The sequence below is a fragment of the Oryzisolibacter sp. LB2S genome (assembly GCF_040732315.1).
GTDB lineage: Bacteria > Pseudomonadota > Gammaproteobacteria > Burkholderiales > Burkholderiaceae_C > Alicycliphilus > Alicycliphilus soli.
Window position 1 is genome coordinate 859,435 of sequence record NZ_CP160388.1, and the last position, 13,263, is coordinate 872,697.

At 69.4% G+C, this 13,263-nt stretch carries 11 protein-coding genes; 2 read left to right on the top strand and 9 right to left on the bottom strand.

All coding sequences use genetic code 11. The annotated features are described in order from the left end of the window. Positions 1-79 precede the first annotated feature (79 nt). Complete coding sequence (locus tag ABUE11_RS04070) at positions 80-724, top strand: DedA family protein (protein WP_367067805.1); 645 nt, start codon at positions 80-82, stop codon at positions 722-724. Positions 725-915: 191 nt separating this feature from the next. Here the strand turns inward: ABUE11_RS04070 and guaD are convergent, their stop codons facing one another. The 8 genes from guaD to tsaE all read right to left on the bottom strand — a co-directional run bounded on the left by guaD (position 916) and on the right by tsaE (position 11,186). Beyond that, positions 916-2,190 carry a guanine deaminase gene (gene guaD / locus ABUE11_RS04075; RefSeq protein ID WP_367068740.1) on the bottom strand — a complete coding sequence of 425 codons (1,275 nt, stop codon included), beginning with the start codon at positions 2,188-2,190 and terminating at the stop codon, positions 916-918. Positions 2,191-2,205: 15 nt separating this feature from the next. Then, the gene (locus ABUE11_RS04080) at positions 2,206-3,564 is read right to left on the bottom strand and encodes an NCS2 family permease (protein WP_367067806.1); all 1,359 of its coding nucleotides are present in this window, start codon (positions 3,562-3,564) and stop codon (positions 2,206-2,208) included. Then, on the bottom strand, positions 3,561-4,598 hold the full coding sequence (locus ABUE11_RS04085; RefSeq protein WP_367068741.1) for a LysR family transcriptional regulator: 1,038 nt from the start codon (positions 4,596-4,598) through the stop codon (positions 3,561-3,563). The genes ABUE11_RS04080 and ABUE11_RS04085 overlap by 4 nt, the downstream gene beginning before the upstream one ends. Before the next feature lie 16 nt (positions 4,599-4,614). Next, positions 4,615-7,044: a xanthine dehydrogenase molybdopterin binding subunit gene (xdhB, locus tag ABUE11_RS04090; RefSeq protein WP_367067807.1), complete on the bottom strand. Its 2,430-nt coding sequence runs from the start codon at positions 7,042-7,044 to the stop codon at positions 4,615-4,617. Positions 7,045-7,056: 12 nt separating this feature from the next. Beyond that, entirely contained in the window at positions 7,057-8,628 is a 1,572-nt protein-coding gene (gene xdhA, locus ABUE11_RS04095) for a xanthine dehydrogenase small subunit (protein WP_367067808.1), read from the bottom strand. A gap of 245 nt (positions 8,629-8,873) precedes the next feature. Beyond that, on the bottom strand, positions 8,874-9,209 hold the full coding sequence (locus ABUE11_RS04100) for a cupin domain-containing protein (protein ID WP_367067809.1): 336 nt from the start codon (positions 9,207-9,209) through the stop codon (positions 8,874-8,876). Positions 9,210-9,231: 22 nt separating this feature from the next. Then, positions 9,232-10,680 carry an N-acetylmuramoyl-L-alanine amidase gene (locus ABUE11_RS04105; protein ID WP_367067810.1) on the bottom strand — a complete coding sequence of 483 codons (1,449 nt, stop codon included), beginning with the start codon at positions 10,678-10,680 and terminating at the stop codon, positions 9,232-9,234. Then, entirely contained in the window at positions 10,677-11,186 is a 510-nt protein-coding gene (gene tsaE, locus ABUE11_RS04110) for a tRNA (adenosine(37)-N6)-threonylcarbamoyltransferase complex ATPase subunit type 1 TsaE (RefSeq protein WP_367067811.1), read from the bottom strand. Before tsaE ends, ABUE11_RS04105 begins: the two co-directional genes overlap by 4 nt. Here tsaE and queG point away from each other — a divergent pair. Further along, complete coding sequence (queG, locus tag ABUE11_RS04115) at positions 11,169-12,254, top strand: tRNA epoxyqueuosine(34) reductase QueG (RefSeq protein WP_367068742.1); 1,086 nt, start codon at positions 11,169-11,171, stop codon at positions 12,252-12,254. The two genes, tsaE and queG, sit on opposite strands and share 18 nt — an antisense overlap. A 54-nt stretch (positions 12,255-12,308) precedes the next feature. Here the strand turns inward: queG and ABUE11_RS04120 are convergent, their stop codons facing one another. After that, positions 12,309-13,226, bottom strand: a complete 918-nt coding sequence (locus ABUE11_RS04120; RefSeq protein WP_367067812.1) for an AEC family transporter — start codon at positions 13,224-13,226, stop codon at positions 12,309-12,311. Positions 13,227-13,263 lie beyond the last annotated feature (37 nt).

Below are 13,263 nucleotides of genomic sequence, written 5' to 3' on the forward strand. Positions count from 1 at the left end.
CGATGGTCGACTGTCGGCGGCCGCCATGGCGTCGCGGGTACAGTACGCGCCGCAACCCGACAACCAAGAGACCCGGCCCGTGGACATCATTGCGTTTCTGATCGATTTCATCCTGCATGTGGACAAGCACCTGGAGGCCTTCGTGGCCAGCTATGGGGCCTGGGTCTATGCGCTCCTGTTTCTCATCGTCTTCGTCGAGACCGGTGTGGTCGTCATGCCGTTTCTGCCAGGTGATTCGCTGCTGTTCATCGTCGGTGCGCTCAGCGGTGCGGGGCTCCTGAACTTTCCGCTCGCCTGTGCGCTGCTGCTCGCAGCCGCCATCCTGGGCGACCAGTGCAACTACCAGATAGGGCGCTACTTCGGCCCCAAGGTGTTCCAGTGGGAGAACTCGCGCTGGTTCAACAAGAAGGCCTTCGACCAGGCGCATGCGTTCTACGAGCGCTACGGCGGCATCACCATCGTGCTCGCGCGCTTCATGCCCTTCATCCGCACCTTCGCGCCCTTCGTGGGCGGCGTGGCTGCCATGAGCCGCGCCAAGTTCACGGCCTACAACGTCGCGGGCGCCGTGATCTGGGTGCTGGGCATCGCCACGGCCGGTTACTTCTTCGGCAACCTGCCCTGGGTGCGCCAGCACCTGGAGAAGATCATCTGGGGCCTGATCCTGGTGCCGGGGCTGATCGCCATCTTCGGCGCCTGGCGCGCGGGGCGGCAGCAGGCGGCCTGAAGGCGTTGCTGCCCAATACCCCAATATCTGTACCCCCCGTCATTCCCGCGAACGCGGGAATCCACGGTTGTTGGGGGCGTGCATGGATCCCCGCCTTCGCGGGGATGACGGGGGAGGGGACGGGCTGGGGACGACGGTGCGGGGGATGCGTGAGAAGTGATGCAGGGGGGCGACAGCAGGCGGCCTGAAGCTCATGCCGTGACGGTGCGCTCCACGAGCCGGTCGTCACCGAGCACGATGAGGGCAAACAGCAGTTCCTCCAGGTTGCCGGCCTGCGCCGTCTTGCGCGCCAGCAGCGGTGTGGCCTGGGGATTGAGGATCACGAAGTCGGCCTCGGTGCCGTCCTGCAGCGTGCCCATCGTGCCGGCGAGGCCGAGCGCGCGCGCCGCGCCGCCCGTGTGCTGCCACCAGAGGTTGGAGGGCGCGAGGCTCAGTCCGGTCTTGCTCTGCCCCTCGCGGCCCACGTAGTAGGCGGCGAGCATGGTGTGAAACGGCGAGAAGCTCGTGCCGCCGCCCACGTCGCTGGCCAGGCCGTGCAGCATGTCGTGGCGCTGCGCCGCCGCATAGTCGAAGAAGCCGCTACCGAGGAACAGGTTGCTTGTCGGGCTCACGGCGGCGGCCGTGCCGGTCTCGTGCATCAGCCGGCGGTCGGCCTCGTCCAGGTAGATGCAATGCGCGTACACGGCGCGCGGGCGCAGCAGGCCGAAGCGCCGGTAGACGTCGAGGTAGGAGCGTGCCTCGGGGTAGAGCTCGCGCACCCAGCGTACCTCGTCCCGGTTTTCGGCCACATGTGACTGTATCCAGGTCGTGGGGTGGCGCCGCGCGAGCTCGGCCGCGCCCAGCATCTGGGCGTCCGAGCAGGAGGGCGCAAAGCGCGGCGTGATCGCATAGCCCAGGCGGCCCTGGCCATGCCAGCGTGCAATCAGCGCCTCGGTGTCGATCAGGCTCTGCTCGGTGGCGTCGCGCACGCCGTCGGGGCTGTGGCGGTCCTGCAGCACCTTGCCGCCGATCATGCGCAGGCCGCGCCGCCGGGCCTCGGCAAAGAAGGCCTCGGCCGATGCCGGGTGCGAGGTGGCAAAGGTCAGCGCCGTGGTCACGCCGTGGCGTGCGAGCTCGTCAAAGAAAAAGCGCGCCACCTCGGCCGCATGGGCCGGGTCGGCAAAGCGCGATTCGGCGGGAAAGGTGTAGTTCTCCAGCCAGGGCAGCAGGCCGTCGGCGGGCGAGCCGATGACATCGAGCTGCGGGTAGTGCACATGCATGTCGACGAAGCCGGGCGCAATCAGCCGGCCGGGCAGATGCTCGACCGCCAGCCCCGGATGGCGCGCGGCCACGGCGTCATGTGCGCCCGCATCGACGACGCGGCGCACACCGTCCGCGCCCTGGGCCGTGATCAGCAGGCCGTCGCTGTCGTACAGCGGCCGGCCCGCGCCATCGAAGCGCAGCAGCTGTGCGCGCCAGGCTTGCATCGACGTGGACATGGCTCAGTGCCCCCCAATGTAGAAGAACTTGAACAGGAACACGCCGGCGATGATCCAGACCATGGGGTGGACCTCGCGCACGCGGCCGGTGAACAGCTTGATCGCGGCATAGGTGATGAAGCCGAACGCCAGGCCGTTGGCGATGGAGTAGGTGAAGGGCATCATGAGCGCGGTGACGGCCGCGGGGACGACCTCGGTGGAATCGTTCCAGTCAAGCTCGGTGAGCTCGCGCAGCATCAGGCAGGCGACGAAGAACAGCGCGGGCGCCGTGGCATAGGCCGGCACCACGCCGGCCAGAGGGGCGATGAACAAACAGGCCAGGAACAGCACGGCGACGGTCAGCGCCGTGAGCCCGGTGCGCCCGCCCGCCTGCACGCCCGCGGCGCTCTCGACATAGGCCGTGGTGCTCGACGTGCCCAGCAGCGCACCCGCGAAGATGGCACTGCTGTCGGCCAGCAGCGACTTGTTCAGGCGCTCCATCTTGCCCGGCACCAGCAGGCCGGCGCGCTTGGCCACGCCCATGAGCGTGCCCGTGGCGTCGAACAGCTCGACCAGGAAGAACACCAGCACCACGTTGAGCAGGCCCTTGGTGAGCGCGGTGTGGATGTCCAGCTGCAAAAAGGTGGGCGCGATCGACGGCGGGGCCGAGAACAGCCCGCGGAACTCGTTGCCGCCAAAGAAGAACGAGGCAATGGTCACGCCCACGATGCCGATCAGGATGGCGCCGGGCACGCGCGCCCTGTCCAGCGCCACGATGGCGATGAAGCCGAGCACGGCGAGGATCACGGGGGCCGAGTGCAGGTCGCCCAGCGTGACCAGCGTGGCCTTGTCGGCCACGACGATGCCCGCGCTCTTGAGCGCGATGAGCGCGAGGAACAGGCCTATGCCCACGGTGATGGCATTGCGCAGCGACTGCGGAATGCCGTCGATGATGAGCTTGCGCAGGCCGAACAGCGTGACGATGAGGAACAGGCAGCCCGAGATGAACACCGCCCCCAGCGCCGCCTGCCAGGTGAAGCCCATGTGCAGCACCACGGCGTAGGCGAAGTAGGCGTTCAGCCCCATGCCCGGCGCCATGGCGATGGGGTAGTTGGCGTACAGCCCCATGATGACCGAGCCCAGCGCCGCGATCAGGCAGGTGGCGACGAACACCGCGTCCTTGGGCATGCCGGCATCACCCAGGATTGAGGGGTTGACGAAGATGATGTAGGCCATGGTCAGAAAGGTCGTCAGGCCCGCGATCAGCTCCGTGCGCACGCTGGTGCCGTGCTCGCGCAGCTTGAACAAACGCTCGGCCAGGCCCGTGGCCGGCGGGGTCGGGGTGGACGGGGTTTGCACGCCCGACAGGTCTTTGGCGCTCATGGTGCTTCACTCCTTGCTTGTTGTGGTGGCGCGAGGTGCGTGGGGGGGAAGTGGCTGTCCTGCGGCTGCAGCGCCGCGATGGCATCGCGCGTGCGCTCGCGCAGCCAGCGCGCGCTGCTCGAATGCTGGCTGCGCGCATGCCACAGCTGGTAGTACAGCAGCGGCGGCATGGCGATGGGGCAGGGCAATAGCACGAGGGGCAGGCGGGCGGCCACGCGCTCGCAGTAGCGCCGGCCCGTGGTCAGCACCAGCCGCGTGCCCGCGACCATCTCCGGTATCAGGCCGAAGTAGGCGCTGCGCGCGGCGATGTGACGCTGCAGGCCCATGCCGTCGAGCAGTTGGTCGATGATGCCGCGCGCGCCCGGGTGCGTGGGCATGGGGGCGATGTGCTCGGCGGCCAGCCAGGCGGCCTGGTCCCAGCCGCGGCGCACGGCGGGGTGATCGCGGCTCACGAGCGAGACCACCTCGTCGCTGAACAATCGCGCCATGTGCAGGTCTTCGGGCGGCTGCAGCCAGTTGCCTATGACCAGGTCGATCTCGCCCAGGGCCAGCTGCGCGCGGTAGTCGCCCTCGCGCGTGAGGGCATGGATCTCGACCTTGGCCAGCGGCGCCTGGCGCTGGATGTCGGCCACCAGGCGCGGCAGAAACAGCGGATCGAGGTAGTCGCTGGCCGCGATGCGAAAGGTCAGGCGGCTGGTGCGCGCGTCGAAGCTGCGCGCCTCGGTGAACAGCGTCTCGGCCGCGCGCAGCACGTTGGCAGCGGGCTCGAGCATGCGCTGGCCGGCCTCGGTGGGCACCATGTGCGCGCCGTTGCGCACCAGGAGCGGGTCGCCCGCGAGCTCGCGCAGGCGCTTGAGCGCCGTGGACACCGCCGGCTGGTGCATGCCTAAGCGCAGCGCCGCGCGCGAGACGCTGCGCTCGGTGAGCACGGTGTGCAGCACGCGGATCAGGTGCAGGTCTATGCGGTCGAACAGCGCGCGGTCCTGCGCGCCACTCGCGGACGCGGCAACCGGCGGGGCGTGGTGCGGATCCATGGGCATGGGCGGGAGTTCAGCCGGCCTGCACGGCGGCCAGCGCGCGCAGAATGGCCTCGCTGGTGGCCGGGGCCTGGAGCGGCGGCGTGGCGCCCGGCCTGCCTGCGGCGGCAATGGCGTCGCGGATGGCGAAAAACACCGAGAACGGCAGCAAGAGCGGCGGCTCACCCACGGCCTTGCTGCGGTGGATGGAGTCCTCTGCGTTGGCGCCCTCGAACAGTTGCACGTGGAATTCGGGCGGGCAGTCGTTGGCCGTGGGAATCTTGTAGGTACTGGGCGCGTGCGTCATGAGCATGCCGGTTTGCGGGTGCCAGACCAGCTCCTCCATGGTCAGCCAGCCCATGCCCTGGATGAAGGCGCCTTCGACCTGGCCGATGTCGATGGCCGGGTTGAGCGAGCGCCCCACGTCGTGCAGCACGTCGGCGCGCAGCAGCTTCCACTCGCCGGTGAGCGTGTCGATGACGACCTCGCTCACGGCCGCGCCGTAGGCAAAGTAGTAGAAAGGGTTGCCCTGCATGCGCTCCTTGTCCCAGTGCAGGCCGGGCGTGGCGTAGAACCCGTCGGACCACAGCTGCACGCGGTCCAGATAGGCCTCGCCCACCAGGGTCTCGAAGGCGATCTGCTTGCCGCCTACGGCCACCATGTCGTTGGCAAAGCGCACGTCGGCCGCGCTTCCTCCGTGGCGCGCGGCGGCGCAGGCGGCCAGGCGCTCGCGAATCTGACGCGCCGCGTCCTGCGCGGCCTTGCCGTTGAGGTCGGTGCCCGTGGACGCGGCCGTGGCCGAGGTGTTGGCCACCTTGCTGGTGTCGGTGGCGGTGACGCGCACGCGCTCAAAGGCCACGCCGAGCTCGTGCGCCACCACCTGCGCCACCTTGGTGTTCAGGCCCTGGCCCATCTCGGTGCCGCCGTGGTTCACGAGGATGGAGCCGTCGGTGTACACATGCACCAGCGCTCCGGCCTGGTTGAAGTGCTTGACGTTGAAGCTGATGCCGAACTTGACCGGCGTGAGCGCGAGGCCCCGCTTAAGCACCGGACTCGTGGCGTTGAACTCGGCCACGGCGGCGCGGCGCGCCTGGTAGCTGCTGCGCTCCTCGAGCTGGTCGACCAGCTCATGAATCACGTTGTCGCGCACGGTCTGTTGGTAGGGCGTGACGTTGCGCTCGCTCTGGCCGTAGAAGTTGGCGCGGCGCACGGCCAGCGCATCCTTGCCTAGGCTGCGCGCGATGCTGTCCATGATGTATTCGATGGCGATGGCGCCCTGCGGGCCGCCAAAGCCGCGAAACGCGGTGTTGCTTTGCGTGTTGGTCTTGCCGCAGAAGCCGTGCATGGCGACCTCGGGCAGCCAGTAGGCGTTGTCGAAGTGGCACAGCGCGCGCGTCATCACCGGGGCCGACAGATCCGCCGAATGCCCGGCGCGCGAGACCATGGTGACCGCAGCGCCCAGGATGCGGCCCGCGTCGTCGTAGCCCACGTCGTACTCGTACCAAAAGCAGTGGCGCCGGCCGGTAATCAGAAAATCGTCGTCGCGGTCCAGGCGCAGCTTGACCGGACGGCGCAGCTGCTGCGCGGCCACGCTGGCCATGCAGGCAAACAGCGCGGACTGCGACTCCTTGCCGCCAAAGCCGCCGCCCATGCGCCGGCATTCCACCAGCACGGCGTGCGCATGCACGCCGAGCGCGTGGGCCACCAGGTGCTGCATCTCGCTCGGGTGCTGGGTCGAGCAGTGCACATGCATGGCGCCGCCTTCCTTCGGGATGGCGTAGCTGATCTGGCCCTCGAGATAGAACTGCTCCTGCCCGCCCACGCTCAGCTCGCCCTGCAGGCGGTGCGGCGCCTGTGCGATGCGCGCGACGATGCCTGCCTCATCGAGGCCGCTGCTGCTTCGCACCAGATGCATGGGCGGCACCACGTACTGGCCGCGCGCATGGGCCTGCTGGGGCGTGAGCACGGGCGTGGCGGCCTCGGTCTGGATCACCTTTTTCGCCAGCGCCGCGGCGCGGCGCGCCTGCTCGCGCGTCTCGGCCACCACGGCAAACACGGGCTGGCCCAGGTAGCGGATCTCGCCGTCACAGAGGATGGGGTCGTCGTGCACGATGGAGCCCCAGTCGTTGCTGCCGGGGATGTCGGCGGCGGTGAACACGCGCACCACGCCGGGCATGGCGCGCACGGCGTCCAGGTCCACGCCGAGCAAGCGGCCAGCCGCCACCGGCGCCAGGCCCAGCGCGCAGTGCAGCGTGCCGGCCAGTTCGGGGATGTCGTCGGTGTAGGTGGCGCCGCCGGTGACGTGCAGCGGGGCTGATTCATGCGCCTGGCTGATGCCCACGCGCGCCCCGGCCTGGTGCGCGCTGGCCTCGGCGGCGCTGTCCAGACGCAGGCGCTGGTTGTCCTGGTAAGGGGCGAAGGCGGCGGGGCGGTTCAGCAGGTGGCCGGGTACGGGCTTGTTCATGGTGCTGCCTCCTTACGCGCCCACCGCGGCATGCGGCATGACGCTGAACACGCTGGTCTGGCTGGCTGTCAGCGGCGCCGTGCTGCGCGTCTCGAGCCACAGGCGCTCGATCAGGTTCTGCGCTACCTTCAGGCGGTATTGGCTGCTCGCGCGCATGTCCGTCATGGGTGCAAAGTCCTCGGCCAGCGCCTGCTGCGCGGCGCGCACGCTGTCCTGGCTCCAGGGCTGGCCGAGCAGCGCGGCCTCGGCATGGGATGCGCGGCGCACCGTGGCCGCCATGCCACCATAGGCCAGACGCACGCTCGTGACCCGGTCGCCGTCGAGCGCTATGGCCATGCCCGCGCACAGCGCGGAGATGTCGCAGTCAAAGCGCTTGCTGACCTTGTAGCCGCGCACCTGGCGCGCAAAGGCCGCCAGCGGCACGACGATGGCCTGCACGAACTCGCCCGGCTGCAGGTCGTTTTTCATGTAGTCCAGGTAGAAGTCGGCAAGAGGCAGCTTGCGAATGTTTGGGCCCTTGCGCAGCTCCAGACAAGCGTCCAAAGCTATCAGTATGGGAGCACTATCGCCAATCGGCGAGCCGTTGGCCACATTGCCGCCCATGGTGCCGCTGTGGCGTATCGGGGCCGAGGCAAAGCGCAGCCATGCGTCGGTCAGCGTCGGTGCGCGCTCGGCCAGCGCCGCCCAGGCCTGCTCCAGCGTGGCGCCCGCGCCTATCCAGAGTGCGCCATCGCGCTCCTCCACGATGCCGAGCTCGGCCACGTTGCCGATGTAGATCAGATCGCCCACGTCGCGAAACTGCTTGTTGACCCACAGGCCGATGTCGGTGCAACCGGCAAGCAGCCGCGCTTGCGGCTTGGCCAGACGCAGCGCGGCCAGATCGTCGAGGCTGCGCGGGGCGTGAAAGTGGTCCACGCGACCGCCCGGCGCGGCGGGGTTGGGCGCGCTGTAGTCCAGGGCCGGTGCCTGGGCCAGGGTGCGCAAGGCGGCCTCCACGGCCTGACGATCGAAGCGCGCCGCCGGCAGGTCGAACATGCGCTCGCCCGCGTCGAGTATGGGACGGTAGCCCGTGCAGCGGCAAAGGTTGCCCGACAGATCATCGGCCAGCTGCTGGCGCGTGGGCCGGGTGCCGGCCTGCTGGTGCCGCTCGTAGCTGTGCCACAGCGACATGGCAAAGCCCGGCGTGCAAAAACCGCATTGCGATCCATGGCACTCGACCAGGGCCTGTTGCACGGGGTGCAGGTCACCATCCTGGCCGCTCGCGCCGCAGCCGCCCTGGGCCATGCCCTGCAGGTCTTCGACGGTGAACAAGGCCTTGCCGTCGAGCGTGGGCAGGAACTGTATGCAGGCGTTGATGTTGGCGAGCTGCAGATGGCCATCGGCGTCGAGCTCGCCCAGCACCACGGTGCAGGCGCCGCAGTCGCCCTCGTTGCAGCCCTCCTTGGTGCCGCGGCAATGCGCGTCCTCGCGCAGCCAGTCGAGCACCGAGCGCGTGGTCGGCTGCCCCTCGACGGTGACGATGGCGCCGCGATGGTAGAAGCGGATGCCGCGGCTTGCGGTCGGTGATGTTGCGGTGTACGTCATGGGGCCATCCAGATGCGCGAATCGGGCGCCGGGCGGGGCCGCACCGGCGTGAGTGCAATGGTGCACGCATGCGATGCGGGTGCGCATCCCGGCCACCCGATATTCGATATGCGATAAGTCTTATAACACCCGGGTTATCACCTACGGGTGCGCACGCGCGAACGAGGGCCGCGCCGCATGGTGCAGATCCCAGGCAGGATTCGATGATGTGTGCGCCGCGGGTTTTGCCGACGCGGCAGGGGTGCCTAGACGCCGGGCAGCAGGCAGAGGGTCAGCAGCAGGGAGCTGTCCTGTACGGCATGCAGCGCGTGGGGCTGGCCTGCCGCCAGGTAGACCAGGTCACCCGCATGCATGGGCTGGGTGCGGCCGTCGACGGTGAGGTCGATCACGCCCTCCAGGCAGTGCAGCGTGATCTCGCCCTGCACGCGGTGGTCGCGCATGGTGTGGCCGCGGGGCAGGACCAGGCGCACCACCTCGAGCTGCGCGGCCTTGAACAATGCCGTGGAGACGGACTCGGTCAACCGCTCGCCCAGCGGGTCCAGGCGAACGATCTGTCCTGGGGAGGCGTGGGGCAGGGCCATGGCATGTTCTCCTGTGATGGGCTTACACCGACCGGCTGCGCGCCAGCGGCGGGTTCTTGGCGAAGTAGCGCACGATGCCGCGCATCAGCGCGTCGGCGAGCTGATTCTGGTAGGCGGCGCTGCGCAGCTTGGCCTCTTCCTCGGGGTTGCTGATGAAGGCCGTCTCCACGAGCACGCTCGGGATGTCGGGCGCCTTGAGCACGGCAAAGCCCGCCTGTTCCACGCGCGGCTTGTGCAGCCGGGCCATGCCGCCGATCTCGCCGAGCAGCACGCTGCCGAGCTGCAGGCTGTCCTTGATCTGTGCCGTCGTGCTCATGTCCAGCAGCGCGCGCTGCACATGACGGTCCTGGCCGCCGACGTTCACGCCGCCGATCAGGTCGGCCTCGTTCTCCTTGTTGGCCAGCCAGCGCGCGGCGGAGCTCGATGCACCGCCCTGGCTCAGCGCGAACACGCTGGCGCCGCGCGCGGCCGGGTTGGTGAAGGCGTCGGCGTGGATGGAGACGAACAGGTCGGCCTGCACGCGCCGTGCCTTCTCCACGCGCGTGCCCAGCGGCACGAAGTAGTCGCCGTCGCGCGTGAGAAAGGCGCGCATGGGGTTGCCGCCCACCTGGGTGGCGTTGATGCGATCGCGCAGCAGGTGTGCCACCTTGAGCACCACGTCCTTCTCGCGCGTGCCGCCGGGGCCTATGGCGCCCGGATCCTCGCCGCCATGGCCGGGGTCCAGGGCGATGATGATGAGGCGGTCCGTGGCGCGCGCAGTGGCCGTGCCGCGCGTGCGCGGCGGGGCCGCGGGCGCCTTGGCCACCTCCGGTGGCGCTGCCGGGGCCGGGGCGCTGGACGCGCCAGGCTTGGGCACGACGGTCGTGTCGAGCTTGAGGCCATGCTGCGCGATCAGCTCGCCCAGCGGGTCGGTCGCGGCCGCTGGGGCGGGTGCCTTGGCGATCTCAGGCGCGTTCGGTGGCGCCGGCGCCGTGGCGGGCGCGGCGTCGCGCAGGCGCTCGGCGATCAGGGCCTCGAGCGGGTCGGGCGGCTCGGCCGGGTAGAGGTCAAACACCAGTCGGTGCTGGTAGGCAGCGATGGGCTGCAGCGTGAACACCTGGGGCCGCGCCGCCTGTTTCAGATCCACCACCAGGCGCACCACGCCCGGGGCGTTCTGGCCCACGCGGATGCCGGCGATGTTGGGGTCGTCGGGCTGCACCTTGCCCACGAGCTCGCGCAGCGAAGGGTCGAGGTCCAGGCCCTCGATGTCCACCGCCAGGCGCGGCGGCGTGGGCACAAAGGTGTGCCTGGTGACGAGCTGGCGGTCCGATTCGATGGTCACGCGCGAATACTCGGGCGCGGGCCAGACGCGCACGGCCACGATGCTCGCGCCGCGCGCGATCTGCTGGGCGCCGAGCAGCAGCACCAGGCTGCCGGCCTGCAGCAGCCGGCGCCGGTCGGGCTGTGGTGGGGAGGGGAGCCTGTCGCTCATGGGGTCTCTAGTCCTTGCAGCATGGCCTGGCCATGGGCGGTGTGCGCCTGCAACGTCACGCGCCGGGCCAGATCATCCTCTGCTTCAATGTAAATAGCAAGATCAGCAGGCGGCATCAGCGCGGCTGCGTTGTCCGGCCATTCGGCGAGCTTGAGGCCCGGGCCCGCGAAGATGTCGCGAAAGCCAGCGTCCTCCCATTCGCGCGGGTCATGGAAGCGGTAGAAGTCGAAATGCCAGATGTTCAGACCCGGCGCCTGGTGCGGCTCGACCACGGCATAGGTCGGGCTTTTGATGCGGCCGGTGACGCCCAGCGCGCGCAGCAGGTGGCGCACCAGCGTGGTCTTGCCCGCGCCCAGGTCGCCATGCAGGGCGATGAAGGCGTTGGCGATGCCGCCCTGCGCGGCCAGGCGCGCGGCAAAGTGCGCGGTGTCGTCCTCGTCCTGCCAGCGCAGGGTCAGCCGTGACGGCGTTTCTACAATCGGGCGGTGATGGTCGGCAGCAGTCAACTTCTTCCTCAAATCCGGGGCTGGGCGCGTGAGCTGGGATTCTCCCAAATCGGCGTGGCCGGCGTGGACCTGTCCAGCGCCGAGCCTGGATTGATGCAATGGCTCGCAGAAGGTTTCCACGGCGAGATGCAGTACATGCAGGCCCATGGTCTCAAGCGCGCGCGCCCGGCCGAGCTCGTGCCCGGCACGGTGAGCGTGATCACGGCGCGCATGGACTATCTGCCGCGCAGCACGCCGGACGGCTGGCAGGCGGTGGAGTTCGAGCGCCTTGCGCGCCCGCAGGAGGCCATCGTCTCCGTCTATGCGCGAGGGCGCGACTACCACAAGGTGCTGCGCGCGCGCCTGCAGAAGTTGAGCGACCGCATTGCCGAGGCCGTGGGCCCGTTCGGCCACCGCGTGTTCACCGATTCGGCCCCGGTGCTCGAGGCGGAGCTCGCGCGCCGCAGCGGCCAGGGCTGGCGCGGCAAGCACACGCTGGTGCTCAGTCGCGAGGCCGGCTCGATGTTCTTCCTCGGTGAGATCTATCTGGACATGCCGCTTGCGCCCACCGAGCCCGTCACCGCGCATTGCGGCAGTTGCCAGGCCTGCATGGATATCTGCCCCACGCGGGCCATCGTCGCGCCGCACCGCGTGGACGCGCGCCGCTGCATCTCCTACCTGACCATAGAGCATGGCGGGCCCATCCCGCTGGAGCTGCGCCCGCTCATGGGCAACCGCATCTACGGCTGCGACGACTGCCAGCTCATCTGCCCCTGGAACAAGTTCGCCCAGCCCAGCCATCTGCCCGACTTCGACGCACGCGCGCCGCTCGTGGGCCAGCAGCTGGTGGAGCTGTTCGCCTGGGACGAGGCCACCTTTCTGCGCCAGACCGAGGGCGGGCCGATACGCCGCATAGGCCACGAGCGCTGGCTGCGCAACATCGCCGTGGCCCTGGGCAATGCGCTGCGCGCCGCGCAGGACGCCGAGCAGGCCGGGCAGCTGCGCGCCGCGCTGCAGTCCCGTGCCGACCACGACAGCGCCCTGGTGCGCGAGCATGTGGCCTGGGCGCTGGCCCAGGGTTCTGAATGAAAAATGGCTGCAGCGCTTGTGTATCAAGCGTCATAAGCTACAAAGACAATAGCTTCAGCGCAACACACCCAGCGCCAGCGTGAGACTGGCCACGCCGAGCACCGTGGACAGCGTGACCAGTCCCGCCACGTAGGCGCCGTTGTAGCCCATGCGCGCCGCGAGCACGTAGCAGCTCGAGGCCGTGGAGACGGCGCAGAAGATCATCAGCACCGTGGTCTGCGTGGCATCGAGCTGCAGCAGCCGCGCCAGCAGCCAGGCAATCAGCGGCTGCGCCAGGTGCCGTATGGACAGCACCGAGATCGACAGCAGCTTGCTGCGCGTGAGCAGGCCGAACTGCATGCCCGCGCCCGCGGCCATCAGGCCCAGGGCGAGCGAGGCCGCGCCGATGCGGCTCACCGTGGGCTCGAGCCAGGGCGGGATGCGCAGGCCCAGCAGGTTCGCCGCCAGGCCCGTGGCCGTGGCGATGATCAACGGGTTGCGCAGCAGCTCGCGCAGCAGGCCCTGACCACTGCCACGCGCCATGGGCCAGACCGCGGCCACGTTGAACATGGGCACGCACACGCCGATGAGCACGGCCACCATGAGCAGGCCCTGGGCGCCGGCCAGGCGCTCGGCCAGCGCCAGCACGATGAAGGAGTTGAAGCGAAACGCCACCTGCGCGGCCGCGGCATGGTCGCGCCGGTCGATGTGCCGGCCCAGCCAGGGCAGGTGCGGCAGGCTGTAGGCCAGGGCAATGCCGCACAGCCCCGTGGCCATGCCGGCGATGACCAGACCCGTGGCCTCGCCGATGTCGATCGGGCTCCTGACGATGGACTGGAACAGCAGCACCGGAAACAGCAGGTAGTACACCAGGCTCTCCACCGGCTGCCAGACGCTGCGATTCAGGGGTGTGTAGCGGCAGATCAGATAGCCGCACAGGATGAGCGAAAAGTCGGGGAAGAGCAGCTGTGCGAAGTTCACGGCGCGCAGCATAGCGCGGCGCCGGATCAGCCGCACACCGTCGCCTGGA

Excerpts from the sequence above, each read along its gene's own strand:
- guaD (WP_367068740.1), bottom strand. The coding sequence starts at position 2,190 with ATGCAAGCCTGGCGCGCACAGCTGCTGCGCTTCGATGGCGCGGGCCGG.
- ABUE11_RS04080 (WP_367067806.1), bottom strand. The coding sequence starts at position 3,564 with ATGAGCGCCAAAGACCTGTCGGGCGTGCAAACCCCGTCCACCCCGACC.
- ABUE11_RS04085 (WP_367068741.1), bottom strand. The coding sequence starts at position 4,598 with ATGGATCCGCACCACGCCCCGCCGGTTGCCGCGTCCGCGAGTGGCGCG.
- xdhB (WP_367067807.1), bottom strand. The coding sequence starts at position 7,044 with ATGAACAAGCCCGTACCCGGCCACCTGCTGAACCGCCCCGCCGCCTTC.
- xdhA (WP_367067808.1), bottom strand. The coding sequence starts at position 8,628 with ATGACGTACACCGCAACATCACCGACCGCAAGCCGCGGCATCCGCTTC.
- ABUE11_RS04100 (WP_367067809.1), bottom strand. The coding sequence starts at position 9,209 with ATGGCCCTGCCCCACGCCTCCCCAGGACAGATCGTTCGCCTGGACCCG.
- ABUE11_RS04105 (WP_367067810.1), bottom strand. The coding sequence starts at position 10,680 with ATGAGCGACAGGCTCCCCTCCCCACCACAGCCCGACCGGCGCCGGCTG.
- queG (WP_367068742.1), top strand. The coding sequence starts at position 11,169 with ATGGTCGGCAGCAGTCAACTTCTTCCTCAAATCCGGGGCTGGGCGCGT.
- ABUE11_RS04120 (WP_367067812.1), bottom strand. The coding sequence starts at position 13,226 with ATGCTGCGCGCCGTGAACTTCGCACAGCTGCTCTTCCCCGACTTTTCG.